The 20,003-nt window shown below is 54.7% G+C and carries 17 protein-coding genes; 11 read left to right on the plus strand and 6 right to left on the minus strand.

The genetic code is table 11. From position 1 onward, the window contains the following. Positions 1 to 227 precede the first annotated feature (227 nt). The 3 genes from ACO06L_RS03310 (at position 228) to map (ending at position 2,049) form a co-directional block, all read left to right on the plus strand. Complete coding sequence (locus tag ACO06L_RS03310) at positions 228 to 959, plus strand: type II CAAX prenyl endopeptidase Rce1 family protein (protein WP_202348588.1); 732 nt, start codon at positions 228 to 230, stop codon at positions 957 to 959. Between the two features lie 117 nt (positions 960 to 1,076). After that, entirely contained in the window at positions 1,077 to 1,283 is a 207-nt protein-coding gene (locus ACO06L_RS03315) for a ParD-like family protein (protein ID WP_202348587.1), read from the plus strand. Then, positions 1,276 to 2,049 (plus strand): type I methionyl aminopeptidase, encoded by a 774-nt coding sequence (map, locus tag ACO06L_RS03320; RefSeq protein WP_202348586.1) that lies wholly within the window; start codon positions 1,276 to 1,278, stop codon positions 2,047 to 2,049. The genes ACO06L_RS03315 and map overlap by 8 nt, the downstream gene beginning before the upstream one ends. A gap of 85 nt (positions 2,050 to 2,134) precedes the next feature. Here map and ACO06L_RS03325 read toward each other — a convergent pair whose 3' ends face one another. Next, positions 2,135 to 3,076, minus strand: coding sequence for a LysR family transcriptional regulator (locus tag ACO06L_RS03325; RefSeq protein WP_202348585.1), 942 nt, complete (start codon positions 3,074 to 3,076; stop codon positions 2,135 to 2,137). A gap of 127 nt (positions 3,077 to 3,203) precedes the next feature. Here ACO06L_RS03325 and ACO06L_RS03330 point away from each other — a divergent pair, with 127 nt between their 5' ends. Further along, positions 3,204 to 3,611, plus strand: a complete 408-nt coding sequence (locus ACO06L_RS03330) for a RidA family protein (RefSeq protein ID WP_202348584.1) — start codon at positions 3,204 to 3,206, stop codon at positions 3,609 to 3,611. A gap of 147 nt (positions 3,612 to 3,758) precedes the next feature. Continuing rightward, a complete protein-coding gene (gene ampC, locus ACO06L_RS03335) occupies positions 3,759 to 4,931 on the plus strand; it encodes a class C beta-lactamase (RefSeq protein ID WP_202348583.1) in 1,173 nt (390 codons plus the stop codon). A gap of 98 nt (positions 4,932 to 5,029) precedes the next feature. Here ampC and ACO06L_RS03340 read toward each other — a convergent pair whose 3' ends face one another. Next, positions 5,030 to 5,752: an SDR family oxidoreductase gene (locus ACO06L_RS03340; protein WP_202348582.1), complete on the minus strand. Its 723-nt coding sequence runs from the start codon at positions 5,750 to 5,752 to the stop codon at positions 5,030 to 5,032. Between the two features lie 237 nt (positions 5,753 to 5,989). Here ACO06L_RS03340 and ACO06L_RS03345 point away from each other — a divergent pair, with 237 nt between their 5' ends. Continuing rightward, positions 5,990 to 6,934 carry an AraC family transcriptional regulator gene (locus tag ACO06L_RS03345; protein ID WP_202348581.1) on the plus strand — a complete coding sequence of 315 codons (945 nt, stop codon included), beginning with the start codon at positions 5,990 to 5,992 and terminating at the stop codon, positions 6,932 to 6,934. A gap of 42 nt (positions 6,935 to 6,976) precedes the next feature. Here ACO06L_RS03345 and ACO06L_RS03350 read toward each other — a convergent pair whose 3' ends face one another. Further along, positions 6,977 to 7,807, minus strand: a complete 831-nt coding sequence (locus tag ACO06L_RS03350) for an AraC family transcriptional regulator (protein ID WP_202348580.1) — start codon at positions 7,805 to 7,807, stop codon at positions 6,977 to 6,979. A 147-nt stretch (positions 7,808 to 7,954) separates the two neighbouring features. Between ACO06L_RS03350 and ACO06L_RS03355 the strand changes: the two genes are divergently transcribed. Next, positions 7,955 to 8,896 (plus strand): alpha/beta fold hydrolase, encoded by a 942-nt coding sequence (locus tag ACO06L_RS03355; protein WP_413816184.1) that lies wholly within the window; start codon positions 7,955 to 7,957, stop codon positions 8,894 to 8,896. Between the two features lie 90 nt (positions 8,897 to 8,986). Here the strand turns inward: ACO06L_RS03355 and ACO06L_RS03360 are convergent, their stop codons facing one another. Together ACO06L_RS03360 and ACO06L_RS03365 are read right to left on the minus strand one after the other, a co-directional pair. Next, a complete protein-coding gene (locus tag ACO06L_RS03360; RefSeq protein WP_202348579.1) occupies positions 8,987 to 10,999 on the minus strand; it encodes a pyridoxamine 5'-phosphate oxidase family protein in 2,013 nt (670 codons plus the stop codon). 16 nt (positions 11,000 to 11,015) lie between these two features. Next, entirely contained in the window at positions 11,016 to 11,663 is a 648-nt protein-coding gene (locus ACO06L_RS03365; protein ID WP_202348578.1) for a glutathione S-transferase family protein, read from the minus strand. Positions 11,664 to 11,826: 163 nt separating this feature from the next. Between ACO06L_RS03365 and ACO06L_RS03370 the strand changes: the two genes are divergently transcribed. Beyond that, on the plus strand, positions 11,827 to 12,723 hold the full coding sequence (locus ACO06L_RS03370; protein WP_202348577.1) for a LysR family transcriptional regulator: 897 nt from the start codon (positions 11,827 to 11,829) through the stop codon (positions 12,721 to 12,723). Between the two features lies 1 nt (position 12,724). On the opposite strand, the gene ACO06L_RS03375 is transcribed toward ACO06L_RS03370, so the two are convergent. After that, positions 12,725 to 13,684, minus strand: a complete 960-nt coding sequence (locus ACO06L_RS03375) for an AraC family transcriptional regulator (protein WP_202348576.1) — start codon at positions 13,682 to 13,684, stop codon at positions 12,725 to 12,727. Positions 13,685 to 14,003: 319 nt separating this feature from the next. Here ACO06L_RS03375 and ACO06L_RS03380 point away from each other — a divergent pair, with 319 nt between their 5' ends. The 3 genes from ACO06L_RS03380 to ACO06L_RS03390 are packed head-to-tail and all read left to right on the plus strand — an operon-like array spanning position 14,004 to position 19,784. Next, entirely contained in the window at positions 14,004 to 15,194 is a 1,191-nt protein-coding gene (locus tag ACO06L_RS03380; protein ID WP_202348575.1) for an efflux RND transporter periplasmic adaptor subunit, read from the plus strand. Further along, a complete protein-coding gene (locus ACO06L_RS03385) occupies positions 15,191 to 18,394 on the plus strand; it encodes an efflux RND transporter permease subunit (protein ID WP_202348574.1) in 3,204 nt (1,067 codons plus the stop codon). Before ACO06L_RS03380 ends, ACO06L_RS03385 begins: the two co-directional genes overlap by 4 nt. Next, a complete protein-coding gene (locus ACO06L_RS03390; protein ID WP_202348573.1) occupies positions 18,387 to 19,784 on the plus strand; it encodes an efflux transporter outer membrane subunit in 1,398 nt (465 codons plus the stop codon). Before ACO06L_RS03385 ends, ACO06L_RS03390 begins: the two co-directional genes overlap by 8 nt. The last annotated feature ends 219 nt before the right edge of the window (positions 19,785 to 20,003 follow it).

Consider the following 20,003-nt stretch of genomic DNA (forward strand, 5'->3'; position numbering starts at 1 on the left):
TATTGGTGGTTATTGGACGACCACACAAAGCATTAAACTTCCGCCACCGTATATCAGTGACTTACCCGCCAAAACCCACACAAAGTGCTAAACAAACTTAAAGTAGTTTCTAGAATAGCCAGCCAGTTCGCAATTCCACACAAAGTACTAAATTCGTCGACCGGGTCAGGGTCACGCCCGAGAGTACCTCTGGTATTCTGCCACCCAATCAAATTGAGGAATTGATAATGAACTGGAGACTCGCATTCCTGGTGGCTTTGGTAGCCATCCCCGGGCCTATAGCCATATCGTGGTTGGCTCTACCAATTCTGATCGATACTGATAATCTCTCGGTTCCCCTTCAGACATTGCAGATTGCCACCGCGGCTCAAAGCATCGTATTGGTTGCTCTGGCAGCTGGGCTGGGAACATTCCTGAGTGCGAAAGTAGGCTTCCGCGCTCCTGTTCTGACAGCACTGGCCAAACGTGGCGACTTCTTGCCCGCAATTGCCCCCCAGCTGCTTCCGGGGGTTATCGGTGGCATTTTAGGCGCAGCAGTCATTGTCGGGTTCTACGAATTCTCGCCCAAAGAACTGGCTGTCTTGCAGGAGACGGATTCAATCCCATTGGCGGCACGTGTTCTCTACGGTGGTATAACAGAGGAAGTGCTTGTCCGGTGGGGGCTGATGACGACCCTTGTCTGGTTAGGCTGGCGCGTTCTGCAACGAGGAAAAGCTGCTCCATCTGGCACCGTAGTTTGGCTGGGGATCGGGATAAGTGCATTGCTGTTCGGAGTATCCCACGTTCCTTCCGTTGTTGCCGCTGTGGGTGGCGTGCCCCTGACAATCGTTGCTTACATCACCCTTGGTAACGCACTTTTCGGTCTGGTTGCCGGCATTCTCTTCTGGCGTTATGGGTTGGAGGCTGCCATTACGGCACATGTGCTTGCGCACATTATTGCATACGGTATACACGGCTGAAGGCCACATCAGAGAAGGCTGGCGGTAGCAAAAGGATGAGATTTCTCACGGTTCCTATTGCTAGCTTGGAACCTGGAATATATGATCCATATACACATCGTATATCACGGGTTTGCTATGGGAATTGTAAAGATTGACGACAAACTACATGGGGAGATCCGCAAGGCTAGCTCGGTAATGGTCCGTTCTATCAATGCGCAGGCCGAGTATTGGATAAAGATTGGTATGCTCGCTGAGGCGAATCCGACGATGTCTTTTACTGAAATCATGCGCGAGCAGATGAAGTTGGCTGAAGTAGACACAAGGAAGACCGTTTGTGGCTAGTGTAATACTGAAAAGCGCTGAAGAATTGGATGTGATGCGCGAGTCTGGTCGGCTTCTGGCAACGGTATTTCAGTACCTTGACGGCTTTATCGAGGTCGGTGTGTCCACGATGGAGATTAACGACCTTGCGGAGAGGTTTATCACCGATCAGTTGAACGCTCGACCAGCGAGTAAAGGTCAGTATGGTTACGAGTATGTTTTAAACAGTTCTGTCAATCGCGTTGTTTGTCACGGCGTCCCTTCGACCACTCAGAAGCTAAAATCCGGCGATATTATCAACGTAGATATCACTTTGGAGCAGGGCGGGTTTATCGCTGACTCCAGCAAGATGTACATGATCGGTAGCGTAAGCCCTGTGGCCAAGCGTTTGGTCGATAAAACCTATGAAGCAATGTGGGAGGGAATACGGCGCGTAAGGCCCGGTGCGACCCTGGGTGATATTGGTCATGCCATCCAAAGCCACGCTCAGAAAAACGGGTATTCTGTTGTGCGCGAATATTGTGGGCACGGTATTGGACGAGAAATGCATGAGGAGCCACAGGTACTGCACTATGGCCAGCCCGGTAAAGGTCTGGAGCTTCAGGAAGGGATGGTTTTTACGATAGAGCCCATGATTAACCAGGGAAAGGCCAAGGTTAAGTTGAAAAACGATGGGTGGACCGTTGTCACCAGTGATAAGAAGCTATCTGCGCAGTGGGAACATACGGTGGCCGTTACCTCAGACGGCTACGAAGTACTGACGCTCAGAGCCGAAGAGCGTCTATAACTAGTCTTTAGACTGAACTGCCTGCGCTCAATCTACTCTTGCACTTTGTGCTGACTTCTTCAACTTGAATTGAATCAATCGTGGGCTAGGGGCAACTCTCTTGACGGTGCTTAACTAAACCATCAATAAATAAACGTATTTTTTGCGCCAGGTGATTACGACTCACATAGACCACCTGTATGGGCAGTCTTTTACCTCCGTAATTCGGCAAAAGCCTGACTAAACGTCCAGATTCAACATCATCGTTGACCAAAAAAGAAGGAAGATAGGCCACTCCCATGCCGTGAAGCGCACTCTCTCGAATTGCCTCTCCGCTATCGAAGCGCAATTTTCTACCGCCATCGATAAAGACCTCCGATCCGGACGAGGTGACCAGATTCCAACCTGTGGAATGAATGCCCAGCCCGTAAATAAGCCTTTGGTGATTCCCGAGATCCGACGGTTCTGTCAACGAGCCAAACGAATTGATGTACGATGGCGCCGCATATAAGTAGGGTCGCGCATATTCAACGTTGCGTGCTATGAGTTGGGAATTTGTTGGGATGTCGCCTATGCGGATGCTCAAGTCAAACCCTTCCTCAACCAAGTCGACGATTCTGTCAGTAAGGTTGACCTCCACGTCGAGTTCGGACCACGTCTCCAGGAATCTCTTTAGGAAAGGTAGAACCACTATCCGGCCGTAAGCTTCGGTAACTGATATGCGCAGGGTACCTGTAGGCTGAGGCAAGTCCTGACGAATGTCGGCTTCAGCTTCCTCCAGGTCCTGTAAAATCTGAACACACCGTTGATAAAAGCGCTCACCATCCACTGTCAGTGAAACCGTTCTTGTGGTTCTGTGTAGCAGGCGGGTGCCAAGATGAGCCTCAAGCCGTGCCATAGCTTTGCCCGCTGCGGAGCGTGTTAAACCCAGACTTTTCCCTCCAGAAACAAAACTCCCTGTCTCGACGATTGCGACGAAAATCCGAAGCGTGCCCAAGTCAAGGTTTGAGCTGGGACTACTGGGTGTAGCGATTGACAGTCGTCTCATTGGCGAATCCGCTTCGACAGAATTGTCTGTACATTGTCTGTTGTCGAATATGAGTACTCAAGAGTGAGTCGTGAAGTTTCCCTAAGAGCTTCGGGAAATTATCTTTATTGAAGAAAGAGGAAAGATCATGTCAGACGCAATCGTTCGCCTTAACCCCTCAACATTGCCGAATGCTGGAGGGATGGGCTACTCCCAAATCTCAATAGTCGAGCCCGGCCGCATGGCTTTTGTCTCCGGTCAAGTAGCTTGGCAACCTAGTGGCGAGGCTGTTCCAGATAATTTAGCGGAACAAATGAAATTAGTGTCGATAAATGCACGCTCGGCGTTAAATGCCGTCCATGCCAAACCTGAGCATGTTGTAATGGCGCGCATTTATGTCACTAATCTGACAAGTGAAAGGTTAGAGGAGCTTATGCCTGCATTTTTAGAAACATTTGATGGCGCACAGCCGTGTGTGACGGGTATTGGAGTTCAGGCCCTGGCAGCGCCCGAGCTTCAAGTCGAAATGGAATTGATCGTACGAATTCCCGATTAGAAATTTCGTTAGATTTTTCTCTTTGCTAGAACTTTTTTCATTTTTTTCAGTGGTTTGATTAAAAATTGTTAGCGTGAGTGCAGGGAAGCATCGCGCTATATTTGGAGCCTATTTAATTGCAAAAATTAACTGCGAATTAAGGGAAACATGAGAAAGCCTTCTGCTCAATTGTTGATGGGACTATTACTTGGATCACATTTGTCGTTTGCTCAGGCAGCAGGCCAGGATTTGAAAAGCCAAGTCGATCTGGAAATCGAGTCCCTGATGGATAAACACAATATTTCCGGAATGGCGGTAGCAATCATTCGCCCAGGTGGAACATCGATTCTCAACTATGGGATGGACGCCCGTATCAATGGTTCTCTCGTCAACGACAAAACCTTGTTTGAGATTGGTTCGCTCAGCAAACCATTTACGGCCACTTTGGCGTCAATTGCCGACTCACGAGGTAAGTTCGATCTCAAGGCTCCAGTAAGCAGCGCTCTTCATGGGCTACATGGAACCGCTTTCGATGATATAACCGGGGAGAATCTCGCCACCTATACAGGGGGAGGCCTACCGTTGTTCGTGCCCGAGGACATCACCAATCATGCATCACTCATGAATTGGTATCGAGAGTGGCAACCAACCGAGGCCATTGGAGAAAGCCGAACCTATTCGAACCTCAGCATCGGTCTTCTAGGACTTGCCACGGCAGCAAGTTTTAATGACGACTTTGTATCAGTGATGCATTCCGAAGTTTTCGAGCCTTTGGGAATGTCCCGAACCTGGTATGAAGTACCTGACGCTCAAAGAGACCACTATGCAATGGGCGAAGATAGAGAAGGTCAGTCGGCACGTGTTTCGCCTGGCATGCTCGATGATCAGGCCTACGGCATCAAAACCACCGCAAATGATTTAGCAACGTTTGTTCAGGCTAATCTAGGGCTTCTAGAGCTTGACGAAACGCTTCAAGCGTCGATTTATGCCACCCAGAGAGGACACTATCAGGTTGGTGAAATGACCCAAGGTTTGGTCTGGGAAGAGTACACACTGCCAGTGAAGCTCCAAACGCTGCTTTCTGGTAATGGCTACGACATGATTCTGGAACCGAATTTTGCTGAGGCTATCACGCCTCCTATGGAGCCCAGAGATGATGTTTGGGTCAACAAGACTGGTTCGACTAACGGGTTCGGCGCATATGTCGCAATGGTTCCCGGTAAGCAGACCGGAATAGTGATGTTGGCGAACAAAAACTATCCTAACGAAGCGCGAGTGGAGTCTGCTTTTCGCATTATGGTCAGTCTTGGTGTGATTGAGGGAAATAGCGAAAGAGAATAGCGTGATGATCTTGCAATAAAAGCGCACAGAACCTGGATCCGTTAGGTTCTGTGCCACCCAAAAACCACTAATTACTCACCATCTCTTGAATGTTAAGTTTATGCCGGGCTTGCGGTCGGGCGAACGACAATATCGCTTGTATCCACATCGTCTGGCTGGTCGATGACATGGGCGATGGCCTTTGCTATGGCGTCAGGTTTCAGAGCAATTTCGCGGAAACTCCTCATCGCTTCGGCAGTGCCGGCATGAGTAATGGTATTGGCCAATTCCGATTCGACTACGCCAGGGTAAACACAGGTAACACGGAGGTTGTTGTGTTCCTGGCGTAAGCCGTCAGAAATGGCGCGCACTGCATATTTGGTTGCGCAATAAACCGCGGCGGTTGGCACAACGTAGAGCCCCCCTATTGAGGAGATGTTGATAACCTGACCGCTGCGCTGAGCCTGCATGGTAGGAAGTACGGCTGCGATCCCGTGAAGCACGCCGCGGATGTTGACGTCGATCATGCGGTCCCATTCGTCAACCTTGAGCGAAGCCAGCGGCGAGAGCGGCATGACACCAGCATTGTTGATGATAACGTCGATGCGACCATAAAGCGTCAGCGCCGCATCGGCGAAGGCTTGGAGGTCTTCGCCCCGTGTAACGTCCACCGCACGATACTCCACGTTGCCGCCCTCAGAGCGCAAATCATCGGCCAACGCCGCGAGCCGCTCAGTACGTCGAGCGCCAATAACCAGCCGATGACCTTGTTTTGACAGAACTCTTGCTGTGGCCTCGCCAATACCACTGCTGGCACCAGTTAGAAGAATAACTTTGCTCATAAAAGAATCTCCGTATGGGTGTTTTGGGGGCGCGCTTGGTTTACGGGCTGAGTAACGATCAATGAGTTGTTCCAAGGGCGCGTACTAAAATCATAGGGAGAGGGCGGAGATGTCGATATTCACGTTTCTCTGAAATGCTTGCCTGATTCTATTGAGAGGATTGCTTTTAGAAAGGCTTTCGTGAACGATCGTTGCCTATACCTTTGCCGATTCGGTAGGACGACGGAGAACCTCAAAATGCTGGGACAAACGAATTCCGCTGCGCAAGAACGGATGGTCGAATTGTTGTATTCGCTGGCACCTGGCGAGGGTTACACCCAGTCATTGCTGGAGGGCGTTCGCTTCATGCGATCAAACCGTCCACTGAAGCTGACTCCAGTCCTCTATGAACCAAGCATCGTCATCGTATGCCAAGGGCGTAAACGAGGGTATCTGGGCAACGAAGTCTACGTTTACGACGCAATGCATTACCTCGTGCTGTCCGTGCCGCTGCCCTTTATCTCAGAGACGGAAGCCACTCCTGATGACCCTCTGTTGGCGGTTTCAATTCGACTCAACATGGCGACGGTGGCAGAACTGGTCAGCATGGTGGCGCACGGGGAGTCCCGTTCCAGCAACTCGCCCCAGTGTATGTTCTCAACACCTCTCAAGATGAATATGGCGAATGCAACTGTCAGGCTGCTTGAGGCGCTTCGCTCTCCCGAGGAGGCACAGGTCTTGGCGCCCAGCATCGTTCGCGAGATCTGCTACAGGGTTTTGGTTGATGAACAGGGTGGGGCAGTACGAACGGCCTTGGCACAACAAGGCCAGTTCGGAAGAATCGCCAAGGCGCTAAACCGTATTCACGCCGATTTCGCAGAGCCTCTGGAGGTTAGTCGGCTGGCCAATGAAGTCGGTATGAGCACATCAGTATTTCATGTGCACTTCAAGGCGGTGACGCAAAGCAGCCCTCTGCAGTACATCAAGTCCACCCGGTTGCACCATGCTCGTATGATGATGATACGGGATGGCTTGCCAGCAGCGGCCGCCGCCATGCGGGTGGGCTACGAAAGCCCTTCGCAGTTCAGCCGTGAGTTCAAGCGCTTCTTCGGGCGTCCACCTGGAGAGGAGGTGCGTGAGATGAAGGCCTTGTTGACGCTGCTTCCGCCTGAAAGGATTGAAGGCCTAGCCGTGCCGCATTGAGAAGCGCCTGGGAAACCTCAATACCGCCAACTTCGAAGTTACTTACAGAGTTGCCACTTGTGCTTCGCGCCATTGTCTTGGTGACATCCCAGTGTAGGCCTTAAAGGCGCGCGATAATGCAACCTCGCTTCCATATCCTACTTCACCGGCAATAATCTTGATCGGCCGACCGCGCTTCATTGCCTCCTGCGCCAGCCTGATACGCCACCCTTGCAAATATTTGCCCGGCGTATCGCCGACGACCTCCCGGAAGGTGGTGGCAAACACACTGCGAGACATGCCTGCCAGCCCAGCCAACTTTTCCAGCGACCACGTTTTCGTCGGCTCTTCATGTATGGCGACAAGCGCGTTGCGCAGGCGTGGATGGGAGAGTCCTGCCAGCATGCCCGCCTTCACATGGTTGCTCTCCATCAACTCACGCAGTATCTGAATCATCACCACCTCAAACAGACGGTTGACCACAGCAACACGGCCGCAACGCTGAGTAAATGCTTCGTCAAACAGTAGGTCCAGAACCTGCGACGCACCGGCAATGGCAGCCAGCGGCAAACACACGACATTCGGCAAACTCGCCGCAATCGGATTTTGCTCGCCTCCCTCGAAAAGCAGGCTCGCACAAGCCATGTCAGCCCCGTGCTCGGGGTCGGTCACGAAACGATGCGTCACCGGCCGGGCATAAAGCAACAAACTGGGCTGCGTGATGGTTAAAGAACCATCGCTGTGTATCACCTTAACGGTTCCACGCCGCACCAAGTGCAGCTGGCCAGACATCCCGTCGGATTCCAATGTGTTGATGCCGCATAGGGCTCCGGCGTGGAACACCCGGGCCGTCACGGAAAAACGCTCTACCAAAGCTCCCAATCTATCGACCATTTAATACGCTCAGTTAAGTTTTCGAGACCAAGGATAAACAATCGTACTATTTATGCGCGCAGAATAGCTATTACCGGATGACGCTAGTCCGGCAAACGCCAAATGAGCAACAACGCGGCTCAAACCCATAATCAGGAAAACGACACCATGAAGAAATCCAACGGAAAACTGACCACGGCAATGCTGGCCATTGGCCTTCAACTCGGCGCAGGCGCCCAAGCTGCGGATGCCCCAAAAGGCATCAGTGTTGACCAAAGTGCAAGCACGATCACCACGGCTGATGGCGTGGAACTGTATTACAAAGACTGGGGACCCAGAACCGGGCCTGTCATTACCTTCAGTCATGGTTGGCCGCTTAGCTCCGATAGCTGGGAATCACAAATGATATTCCTGGCTTCCGAAGGTTACCGGGTGATAGCTCATGACCGCCGTGGCCACGGACGTTCCAGCCAACCCTGGGATGGCAATGACATGGATCATTATGCTGACGATCTCGCTACGGTGATCAATACCCTCGACCTGGACGATGTGACGCTCGTCGGTTTTTCTACGGGCGGCGGAGAAGTGGCTCGTTACATTGGTCGCCACGGCACGGATCGCGTTGCAAAAGCCGTTCTGGTATCGGCGGTACCCCCGTTGATGCTGCAAACCGATGACAACCCAGATGGTTTGCCTATCGACGTGTTCGATGGCCTTCGCGAAGCTTCTCTGGACAATCGCTCCCAACTGTATCTGGACATTGCATCAGGCCCGTTTTTTGGGTTTAACCGTCCAGGAGCGGAGCCCAATCAGGGCCTGATCCAGTCATTCTGGGTGCAAGGTATGCAGGCCGGCCACAAAAATACCTATGACTCCATCGCCGCATTCTCCGCCACTGATTTCCGTGAGGATCTCGCAGCATTCGACATTCCCACTCTGGTGATCCATGGTGGGGACGATCAGATCGTACCGTTAGAGATCTCCGGGCAAGCGTCCGCGGCCTTGGTTGATGGCGCGGAACTGATCGTTTACGACGGGGCGCCCCACGGCTTGGCAGACACGCATAAAGAGCGGCTGAACCAGGATTTGCTTGAGTTCGTTCAGCAGTAGATTGCACCGTCGATCTGAGTACCCTAGAGGCCCATTGCTCTGCAATGGGCCTCTTTCATTTACCTTGTGTTTATGATGAAAGCGAGCGCTTCAAATATCGATCTGGACGTCCTCACTCATAGGCACTGCGCAACAGGTCAATACTTCGCCTTTGCCTGGAGTTATCACCGGGCTTCGCTGATAGTGCACAACGCCCGAGGTCAGTCGGGTGGCGCAAGCACCACATTTACCCGAGCGGCAGTTGTAGTCCGGTTTCAAGCCCGAAGCTTCTGCGGTTTCCAGGAGCGTACCGCTTTGATGGGTCCATTCGGCTTGGACGCCTGAGCGGCCGAAAGTAATGTTTGCGCGTTCGGGAAGCACCACAGTCGGGGTTAATTCCTCGGATTCACCGAGCTCTCCGGCACCGAAAAATTCATAATGGATATGCGAGCGGTCGACCCCAATTTCGCGTAGTCCTGAATAAAGCGAACGCATGAACATTTCAGGGCCGCACAAGTAAAACTGGTAACCGCCAAACGGCAGAAGTCTGGAGAGAATATCCACGCTGAGCCGTGCTTCGATACGATGGGTATCACCCAGCAAATCGTCTTTGAGTGGGGCACTGTAAGCGGTGAAGAGATGAAGCCAGTCATATTGGCTGGCCAGACCAGCCAGTTCCGCCCTGAAAGCCTGGCTGGCGCTGTTTTGAGTGGCATGAATAAAATACACCTCTCGTCTGGGAGCACCGCCGCGCAAGGCAGCCATCTGAGCGTCCAGCATGGCCATCATCGGTGTTATGCCGACGCCACCGGAAAGCATCACGATCGGCTGAGTACCCTCGTCCAGAACGAAATTACCCGATGGTGAGCCGACCTCGAGGATATCGCCGCTTTCGAGTTCATCGTGCAGAATTCGGGACGCCAGGCCTTTAGGTTCGCGCTTGATCGAGAGGCGATAATCTTGCCCATTTGGCCCTTGCGATATTGTGTAACTTCGCAGAATTGCATCGTCGTCTTTCCGGATCCGTATTGGCAGGAACTGCCCCGCCACATGCGACTCAATAGGGCCACCGTCAGCGGGCGTCAGATAGAAAGAGGTGATGCTGTTACTTTCCTTCCGCTTTGAGGCAATCTGGAAGCGCCGATAACCACCGATTTTGAGGGCAGCGAGGCGCGCCTCTTTCCAGGTCCCTGTGTTATCGAGTCCGGGCCATGGCTCGGGGGCTGACGCAGCAACCGGCAAAGCCGAAGTGACATGCCAGATCTCTTCTGGCACTACGTCGACGATACGCTCCGCGCCGTCGAACGACCCAACACGGGCGGAATCCCAGTCGATGGTGCCGCGACCGGTCAATAATACTGCGTCGCCAGTTTCGAAATCCGGAATGAATAGACTGACCCGGCCGTCGCTTTCAATGTTGCCTAACGTGTTGAAAAAGCGATTGCCAGAAAAATCCGGAAAGGATAGAGAGCCGTCGTCATTGATACCTAGAAATCCGGGCCGCCCTCCACGATGCGAGGCATCGACTCCGGCGCTCCCGCCATCGAGCGAACCCGCCGCACGGGAGGCGATGAAAAAAGTATCGGCAGCCTCAACCATCCGGCGAACCTCCGGATCATGCAAGGTGGTCTGCCTGCGACTCGCTGGCTTAGCTTCTTGCCAAGCCGCGGCCATGGCACGGGTTTGAATGTACTGCGGGCAATTCCCAAAGCTTTGGTCCACCTGAATGGTCATGGCGCCATCGGATGTATGTTGTACTCGACCATTCACCCGGTTGCGGCGCCGGCTGTTCAGATCGATCCCGACGATACCAACACTCGCGTCGGTCGACCGGTCCAGTCCGAACTCATTGGAGAGAACCGGTGTTCTTCGTAACTCCAGAAGATCCGGAGCAGGGGAGACCACGAACCCCGGCGCTCCGAAAGCAGGAACGCACCAGGGCCGGCCATTGCGGTCGAGCAGCGCTAGAAACAACAAGGGCAGGCTCTCAAAGAAGTCCCTGTGTTGCTGCGGCATTTCGGTGCGAACGAAGCTTTCTGTTTGCTTCAACCACGTATCTGGAACGTCAGCACGGGCCTGCACGGCGCGCTCACCGATGTGGAAAACATCAGGGGTCTTCTTCATGGGAACCTCCTCTTGGTCAGACGCCTACGGGTAGTGGAGTACGGGCCATTCCCACAAAGCGGTCCTGGCTCTCGATTCTTTTCAGCCAGGCCCGGATCGAGGGGTAGCCGTCAAGGCTCACACCACCTTCCGGCGCATGAGCGACATAGCTGTAGCCCGCTACATCGGCAATTGTCATCGCCGACCCCGAGAGGAATTCACGAACTTCCAGTGTTTGTTCCATCACTGCAAACAACTGGTGAGAGGCTGCCTTGGCGCGCTCGTGATCCAGCGGTGCATTAAAAACCGTGACCAGCCGAGCTGCACAGGGGCCGTGTGCGATCTCTCCGGCGGCAACTGACAGCCAGCGCTGGACTTCTGCAGCAGCCTCCGGGCTTTCCGGCAGCCAGTTGTAACCGGTGGGGTAGGATTTCACCAGGTAGATCAAGATGGCGTTGGAGTCTGAGAGCGTCACACCATTGTCATCGATGGCTGGGACCTGACCTAACGGACTCATGGCCAGGAACGACGGAGCCTTATGCGCACCATTTGCGACATCAATATCGATTGCCTCGTAAGGAAGATCGAGCAGGGCCATCATGAGTTCAACTCTATGGCAGTGGCCGGACTTCGGGTGTCGATAGAGCTTTATTGGCGCAGCGTGGATGGGGAAGTTCGTGTTCATATTACGATTCCTTCTGACTAAAAATGGACAGTTTTGCGCTGAATGGCATTTGTTGCCCATCAAGGGTAAGGTTTTCCATAAACGTGGAGTAGATGGCATTTTTGGAAGATTGATTTCCATTTTATGGATGCCTAAATGGGAATTCAGCGAGGCTTGATGCGCTATGCCAGACCGACTACAAACGATGGCCATCCTCGTGAGGGTGGTTGATAAAGGAAGTATTTCATCGGGAGCAAAAGCATTGGGAATGCCTGTTGCGACCGTTAGTCGACGGATATCGGAGCTGGAAACCGACCTGAATGCCGAGTTAGTGTTGCGTTCGCCCCGTGGATTGACGTTGACAGATACTGGGGTTGCCTACGTGGCCGCATGCCGCAGGATTCTTGACGACGTTGCTGAAATTGAGCGGGGAGCCTCAGGGGAGTTTTCAGCACCCAGGGGAACATTGACCCTAACGGCGCCGATAGTTTTCGGACGTATGCACGTGCTGCCGGTAGTCACTGAGTTTTTGCAGCGCTATCCGGACATCAACGTTCGGCTGCAGCTTATCGACCGACCAGTCAGCCTCAATGAGGAGCATATCGATATGGCCGTTCGAATTGGACCACTACCAGACAGTGGTCTGATTGCGCGTAAGGTAGGCGAGGTACGTCATATCGTTTGTGCAAGCCGGTCATACCTTGAGACGAATGGCAGGCCCAAAGCGCCAAACGACCTTGAGGGGGCTCCGTGCATCGTCTTCGACCAGTTTTTAGCTGACCAGGCCTGGAGTTTCGAAGCGGAAGGAAAGACACTCCGGATTCCAGTCAATGCACGTCTCCATGTGAATACGGCCGAAGCCGCTCTTGACGCCGCAGAGGCCGGGCTTGGCTTCACTCGAGTTCTTTCTTATCAAGCGGCGCCCGGGATAAAAGCCGGGCGCCTCGAAGCGATCTTGCCGTCGTGGGAAGGCACGCCTTCGCCTGTTCATTTTATATATGAGCAGCGGTCTCTGATTCCGCAGAAGCTCCGTGCTTTCATTGATTTTGCGGCGCCGCGCATCGCAAATAGGATTGGATAGGTTAAGCAGAGTCCGCGGTTTCTCTCGCACCTTGTAGCACTGCAACATCGGTTTTTGGCGGTGCACCAAACAAACGGCTGTACTCCCGGCTGAAGTGAGATGGGCTCTCATAGCCCACGCGATAACTGGCGGTTGCCGCCTCCAGTCCCTCCATCAGCATGAGCCTGCGCGCCTCATGCAGGCGCAGCTTTTTCTGGAACTGCAACGGCGACATCCGCGTAACCTGCTTGAAGCTGTGGTACAGCGTTGATTCGCTCATGTTGGCCGCTTCCGCTAACTGGCCGACTCGAAGTGGCTCCGCGTAATGGTCCTTCAGTGTCGAAATCACCTTGGAGATCCGGTTTGCCTGGGTGTCTGTGGCCGCAAATTTCCGCATTCTTGACCCTCTTTCACCCATCAGCGCCCGATAAATGATTTCTCGACGGATCAGGGGCGCAAGGACCGGAATATCACTGGGCGAATCCAATAGTTGTAGAAGCCGGTAGAGCGCGTTCTGCATAGGCTCATCCATCACCGTGACACAGAGTCCGCACAGGGTATCCGTGCAAAGCTCATCGGGGTCTGGCGCGGGCGCTTTGTCGCCGAGCTCCATCACCAGTTCCGCGACTTCCTGACGATCAACCTTCAGCCTGACCGACAGATAGGGGTGGTCGATCGAAGCTGTCTCGATGCTTCCCGACACCGGCAAAGGAACCGATGTGACCAGATAGGAAAGGGGCCGATAGGTGATTTGTCGATCACCAAGTTCGATGGTCTTAGTGCCCTGAATAAGGAAACAGAGTGACGGCTCATAAACGCTCGGGCCGGTATTGGAAGGTTGGTCGCACCGAATTAAATCTAAGCCTTCAATGGCGGACCCCTGAACGCCCTGCTGGGGTGTCCACCGGCCGGCAGTGCTTGCCAGCTGTTGCTGGAGACTGGCTGTAAGGTCTGCGGAAATCTCTGGAATCTTGGCGGTCATCAATGATTCTCCCTTTCGAAGCAGTATATTCCTTGCGCATAAGATTCGTAGGGCTGTTCCTGTATTGTCTGCAGGATCAGGCAATAACTCCGTAGAAATTGACAATTGGCTCGTTAAGTCAACGGTGACTCGGCAGAATTAGGCAAGCTTCCCGCAGTAACCCGATACCGTCCTCAATCCCAGACCCTTTATCTTACCCCGTGACATTCGCCCGGTGTCGAAATAGGTCCCACCCAACCGACTAGACAAGCGATCTCACCGATTACTTGACCAACCAGGAAAGCCCACAAGGCCATTCCCGATTCAGGAGTGTGAAACCATGGCAAGTCCGAAAGAAGCAACCAACCGCGCCGATTCCCGATGGGCAGGGCTAAGCCTTGTCCTGGCCGTTTTACTGACCGGCTGCGAGGCTCAAAGCGATGCAGCGGTAGCAATGCCACCGCCGCCGGCTGTTGACGTCGCGGAAGTCCTTGAGGAGCCGGTAACCCTGTGGGAATCGTTTACCGGTCGCGTAGAATCGCCGGACACCGTCGATTTGCGACCCCGAGTCACCGGATACATTACCGAGGTGGCCTTTGAAGAGGGCCAGCTGGTTGAACAAGGCGAACTCCTGTTCCAGATCGACCCAAGACCCTATCGGGCCCGTGCGGAATCAGCTCGAGCAGATCTGGCCATAGCCGAGAGCCAGCTGGAACTGGCCCGTAGCGAAGCCGGACGAGCAAAGTCCCTTTGGGAAAGTCGTGCCATTTCCCGGGAGGAGTTTGATCAGCGACAGTCGGCATTCAACAGTGCACTGGCCCGGGTTGAGTCAGCCCAGGCGGTATTAGACACCGCCGAGTTGGACCTGCGCTTCACTAAAGTTACCGCTCCGGTGAGTGGCCGAACCGGGCGTGCGCTGGTTACACGGGGCAACTTGGCCAATGCTGACCAGAGCCTGTTGACCACACTGGTCTCTGTTGACCCGCTGTATGTGTATTTTGAAGCTAACGAAACGGCTGCGGCTAGCGCCCAGAATCTCCTTACCGATGGAAAATTTCCCGCGGTGCGTGTGTCCCTGGGGGCCGATAGCCGGCGCCAGTACCGGGGTCAATTGGACTTTATCGATAACCGTTTGAATACCGGAACGGGCACCCTGCAGTACCGTGCGGTGCTGGATAATCCCGGCAACGTGATCCGGCCGGGCCAGTTTGCCCGTGTTGAAATGCCCGTGGCTGAGGTTGAGAGTGCGCTTCTGGTGCAACGCAAGGCGGTGCTTGCAGACCAGGACCGCCGTTACGTTTATGTTGTGGACGAAAACAACCGGGCGGTACCCAGGCACGTGACCAGCGGCCGCCAGGTGGGTGATCTGCTCGTGATTGAAGACGGGCTTGCCCAGGGTGAGCTTGTCATTATCAACGGTGTACAGAAGGTGTTCGGTGCGGGCATGGAGGTCAGCCCACAGCTGATCGCCATGAAAGAGCTGAACAAGAACGAAACAGCCGTGGCTGTTATGCAGGAGCGGGCACAATGAACTTTTCCCGCTTTTTTGTCGACCGGCCAATTTTTGCGGCTGTCCTGTCAATCATCATTTTTGCCATAGGCCTTATTTCGATACCCAACCTGCCGGTCAGCGAGTATCCGGAAGTGGTGCCGCCCTCGGTGGTTGTGCGCACGGTGTATCCGGGAGCCAACCCGAAAGAGATCTCGGAAACCGTCGCTACCCCGCTGGAGGAGGCCATCAGCGGGGTTGAGGACATGATGTACTTCAAGTCCGTGGCCGGTTCGGACGGTGTCCTTCAGATGACCGTGACGTTCCGGCCCGGAACTAATGCCGAAGACGCCACAGTGCGGGTCCAGAACCGGGTCAGTCAGGCGCTGGCTCGGCTCCCGGAGGAGGTCCGACGTCAAGGTGTAACCACGCAAAAGCAGTCACCGACGTTTCTGATGGTGGTTCACCTCACGTCTCCGCAGGGCACCTACGACACACTGTATCTTCGTAACTACGCCCGTTTGCACGTTCGTGACCGTCTTGCCAGGATTCAGGGAGTAGGGGACGCCCAGATATTTGGCGGTGGTGACTATGCCATGCGTGCCTGGCTTGACCCAGAACGGGTAGCGGCCAGGGGGCTGACGGCCAGCGATGTCGTCCGTGCCATGCGCGAGCAAAACGTTCAGGTTTCGGCGGGACAAATCGGTGCCGAACCAGTGCCTGACAGCGACTTCTTGACACTGATTAACGCTCGGGGTCGCTTGGAAACCGTCGACGAATTTGGCGACATCGTTCTCAAACGGGGTAGCAATGGTGAGATCCTTCGCCTGGAAGATGTTGCCCGATTGGAGATGGGCGCCGGCAACTACACTCTTCGATCACAGTTGGACGGCAAAGACGCTGTTGCCATTGGCGTGTTCCAGGCGCCAGAGGCCAATGCGCTGGAAATCCGGGATCAAGTCATTGCAACCATGGATGAGTTGTCTGACCGCTTTCCTAACGACGTAAAATACGAAGCCGTCTACGACACCACCATTTTCGTCAGCGATTCCATCAAGTCTGTGGTGGCTACCCTGCTGGAAGCCGTCTTGCTGGTTGTACTGGTGGTCACACTGTTTTTGCAGACTTGGCGCGCTTCGATCATTCCTCTGTTGGCGGTACCAGTGTCAGTGATTGGTACCTTCGGTGCGCTATACCTCCTGGGCTATTCCATCAACACCCTGACGCTGTTCGGGCTGGTTTTAGCTATCGGTATCGTTGTAGATGACGCGATCGTAGTAGTGGAGAACGTGGAGCGGAATATTGAGGAGGGGAGAACGCCCCTCGCCGCTGCTCATCAGGCCATGAGAGAGGTATCTGGGCCGATCATCGCCATTGGCCTTGTCCTGTGTGCCGTGTTTATCCCAATGGCGTTCCTGTCAGGTGTTACCGGGCAGTTCTATCGACAGTTTGCAGTCACGATCGCTATTTCAACGGTGATCTCAACCATCAACTCGCTCACCCTGTCGCCCGCCCTGGCGGCAATGCTGCTCAAGCCCCACGCCGCGCCGAAAGACCGGCTACAAAAGATGATCGATTTCCTGTTTGGTTGGGTCTTCCGGCCATTCAACCGTTTTTTCAACGCAAGCTCCGAAAAATATCGCGGCGGCGTGTCACGCTCTTTGCGGAGTCGTGGCGCAGTGTTCGTCATTTACGCCTTTTTGCTCGCAGGTACGGGCGTCTTGTTCAAGACCGTCCCGCCCGGTTTCATTCCTATTCAGGACAAGCTGTATCTGATTGCAGGTGTCAAACTGCCGGAAGGCGCATCGCTTGAGCGCACCGACCAACTGCTACAGCAAGTCACGGATATCGCACTGGAAACCGAAGGCGTGGCAAACGCCGTTGCGTTCCCCGGCCTGAACGCCCTGCAATTTACCAACACATCCAATACGGGCGTGGTGTTCTTCCCCTTGAAGCCGTTTGAGGAGCGCAGTCTCAGTGCAGGAGAGATCAATGCCCAGATTAACCAGAAGATCAGTGGATTGAAGGACGGTTTTGCGTTTTCCTTCATGCCGCCGCCGATCCTCGGGTTGGGTAACGGTTCGGGCTACCAGTTGTTTATCGAAGATCGCGCCAACCTCGGCTATGGCGCCCTGCAGGATGCGGTAAACCAGTTCCAGGGCGCGATCAGTCAGACCCCCGGAATGGGCTATCCCATCAGCAGCTATCAGGCCAACGTGCCACAGCTGGATGCCAATGTGGATCGGCTGAAGGCCAAGGCGCAGGGTGTTCCGCTTACCGAGTTGTTCGATACGCTACAAACCTATCTCGGCTCCACTTACGTCAACGACTTCAACCGGTTTGGCCGCACCTGGCAGGTCATTGCCCAGGCCGACGCGCCGTATCGTGACAGCGTTGAGGATATCGCGCGTCTAAAGACACGCAACGATCAGGGCGAGATGGTGCCTATCGGGACAATGGTGGATATCCGGCAAAGCTTCGGCCCTGATCCGGTCTTGCGTTATAACGGCTATCCCGCGGCCGACATCGCGGGGGAGGCAGACCCAAGGGTGCTCTCATCGGCGCAGGCGATGGATGCTCTGGCTGCCTTGGCGGACCAGACCCTGCCCGCCGGTATGGCCTTCGAATGGACGGACCTCAGCTTTCAGCAGGCCACACAAAGTAACGCAGCGCTGGTGGTGTTTCCCCTAGCCATCTTGCTCGTATTCCTGGTGCTGGCCGCGCTCTATGAGAGCTGGACGTTGCCACTGGCGGTGATCCTGATCGTCCCGATGTGTATGTTGTCGGCGCTGATTGGCGTGTGGTTTGGCGGTGGCGACAACAACATCTTCGTGCAGGTGGGTTTGGTGGTGTTGATTGGGCTTGCGTGCAAAAACGCGATTCTGATCGTCGAGTTCGCCCGTGAGCTGGAACTGCAGGGCCGTGGCATCGTGGAGGCGGCATTGGAAGCCTGCCGGCTCCGTTTGCGCCCGATCATCATGACTTCGATTACCTTTACCGCCGCCGTTGTACCTCTGGTGTTGGCCACGGGAGCCGGCGCTGAGGTACGGCAAGCCCTGGGTACCGCAGTATTTGCGGGCATGATCGGCGTGACGCTGTTCGGGCTCTTCCTGACACCGGTGTTCTACGTGGCCTTACGCAAACTCTCCGGCAGCCATCCCCTGAAGAGCCACCACACCTCAACACTGATCTGCGACGACCAACCCGATGAAAAGTCACTTCCAGGAGGGAACCATGTTTAAAGTGAGCCTTGTTATCAGTGGCCTGTTCCTGATTGCCGGCTGTGCCGTAGGGCCGGATTACAGGGCCCCAGCCATACCGGAACCAGAAGCCTACTCGAACGGCGAAACCATGGTCGCCAGCGAAAGCGACCAAGCGCTTTTCTGGCAGGGTTTTGATGACCCGATGTTGGAGCAGCTGATTAGCCAAACTCTGGAGTCCAATTACACACTCGAAGCGGCGATGGCACGGTATCAGCGCTCTGCAGCCCTGTTATATGGCGCAGAAAGCGACCAGTGGCCTGACGTGTCATTGAATGCGCAAGCCGCCGAACAATACCTGGCCGATATCGAGCAGTCGCCTCCCGGGGCGGGCCCTGAGCGGGTACAACGATTCCAAGTTGGTGTGGCGGCCACGTGGGAGCTGGACTTGTTCGGGCGCCTGAGACGGGCAACCGAAGCGCAACGGGCAGAGCTTCAGGCCTCCGGTGCTGAGCTGGGTGCCGCCCGGGTCGCACTGGTGGGCGAGCTGGCCAGCAGCTATTTCGAGCTGCGGGGGTTGCAACAGCAATATCAGGTGGCATTACACAACGTCGATTTGCAACGTGAATCCCTGGCAATCGTGAACGCACGGGTGAGGGCAGGCCGGGGGACCGAATTCGATCGGGTACGGGCCAGTGCCCAGCTTGAGCAAACCCGGGCCGAGCTGGAGACACTGCAGGCCGGCGTTCACGCTGCCATGCATCGGATTGCCATCCTCACTGGACAGCCGCCAACCGCCCTGGTGGACAGTCTGTCCATCCCCGGTGAACTACCTCAAGTGCTGCCGGTGATTCCCGTGGATAGCCCTGGCGATGTGCTTCGCCGTCGTCCAGATGTTGCGGCCGCAGAGCGCCGCCTGGCCGCTGCCACAGCAAGCATTGGCATGGTAACGGCCGACTTGTTTCCGCGCTTTACCCTGAGTGGGCTTCTGGGCTCCGTAGCCACAGACACCAGTGACCTGTTTTCCGGGCCTGCAGACACCAGGCAGGTCGCCCTTGGGATTGGCTGGACATTCCTGAACCAGGGCAGGGTAAAGGCCCATATCGAAGCGGCGGGCGCCGAGAGCCGAGAAGCCTTGGCAAACTACCAACAGATCGTACTGGAGGCGCTTGAGGAAACGGAAACCCGTCTGGTGCGGTACAAGCGAGCTCAACAACGACAAGAACGTTTGTCCCGTGCGATGGAACTTGCAGGTCGGGCAGTGGAACTTGCCAGAGAGCGCTACGAGGCGGGTGTTCTCGGCTTTTTCGAGGTACTCGCGGCGGAAAGAGAATTGACGTCGGTTCGGGATGATGTAGTGCGCAGCCGTACCGCGGTTGTGCTGGCTATGGTGGATGTATACCGATCACTGGCCGGACAGCCACTGGGTTAGAGACGATTAAGCTTTTTTGAACGCAGACGCCAACATTATCTGGCTCAAACCACATAACCTGGTATTACTGGGCGTTGGGGTAAAACTGTATGTCATGGCCCTTATTGCCATGGCTACGAATTGAACCGAGGCCCCATAGGAGATGGCTCGCTCGCAGACGCCATGGCTCACCGGAGTTTATTGATTGACACTTGCCATTAGTTCGTCAACCGGCCCCCA

Origin of the sequence: Marinobacter sp. (assembly GCF_965229985.1) — a bacterium.
Lineage (GTDB): Bacteria > Pseudomonadota > Gammaproteobacteria > Pseudomonadales > Oleiphilaceae > Marinobacter.

Coding starts and splice junctions, on each gene's coding strand:
- ACO06L_RS03310 (WP_202348588.1), top strand. CDS start 228: ATGAACTGGAGACTCGCATTCCTGGTGGCTTTGGTAGCCATCCCCGGG.
- ACO06L_RS03315 (WP_202348587.1), top strand. CDS start 1,077: ATGGGAATTGTAAAGATTGACGACAAACTACATGGGGAGATCCGCAAG.
- ACO06L_RS03325 (WP_202348585.1), bottom strand. CDS start 3,076: ATGAGACGACTGTCAATCGCTACACCCAGTAGTCCCAGCTCAAACCTT.
- ACO06L_RS03330 (WP_202348584.1), top strand. CDS start 3,204: ATGTCAGACGCAATCGTTCGCCTTAACCCCTCAACATTGCCGAATGCT.
- ampC (WP_202348583.1), top strand. CDS start 3,759: ATGAGAAAGCCTTCTGCTCAATTGTTGATGGGACTATTACTTGGATCA.
- ACO06L_RS03340 (WP_202348582.1), bottom strand. CDS start 5,752: ATGAGCAAAGTTATTCTTCTAACTGGTGCCAGCAGTGGTATTGGCGAG.
- ACO06L_RS03345 (WP_202348581.1), top strand. CDS start 5,990: ATGCTGGGACAAACGAATTCCGCTGCGCAAGAACGGATGGTCGAATTG.
- ACO06L_RS03350 (WP_202348580.1), bottom strand. CDS start 7,807: ATGGTCGATAGATTGGGAGCTTTGGTAGAGCGTTTTTCCGTGACGGCC.
- ACO06L_RS03355 (WP_413816184.1), top strand. CDS start 7,955: ATGAAGAAATCCAACGGAAAACTGACCACGGCAATGCTGGCCATTGGC.
- ACO06L_RS03360 (WP_202348579.1), bottom strand. CDS start 10,999: ATGAAGAAGACCCCTGATGTTTTCCACATCGGTGAGCGCGCCGTGCAG.
- ACO06L_RS03365 (WP_202348578.1), bottom strand. CDS start 11,663: ATGAACACGAACTTCCCCATCCACGCTGCGCCAATAAAGCTCTATCGA.
- ACO06L_RS03370 (WP_202348577.1), top strand. CDS start 11,827: ATGCCAGACCGACTACAAACGATGGCCATCCTCGTGAGGGTGGTTGAT.
- ACO06L_RS03375 (WP_202348576.1), bottom strand. CDS start 13,684: ATGACCGCCAAGATTCCAGAGATTTCCGCAGACCTTACAGCCAGTCTC.
- ACO06L_RS03380 (WP_202348575.1), top strand. CDS start 14,004: ATGGCAAGTCCGAAAGAAGCAACCAACCGCGCCGATTCCCGATGGGCA.
- ACO06L_RS03385 (WP_202348574.1), top strand. CDS start 15,191: ATGAACTTTTCCCGCTTTTTTGTCGACCGGCCAATTTTTGCGGCTGTC.
- ACO06L_RS03390 (WP_202348573.1), top strand. CDS start 18,387: ATGTTTAAAGTGAGCCTTGTTATCAGTGGCCTGTTCCTGATTGCCGGC.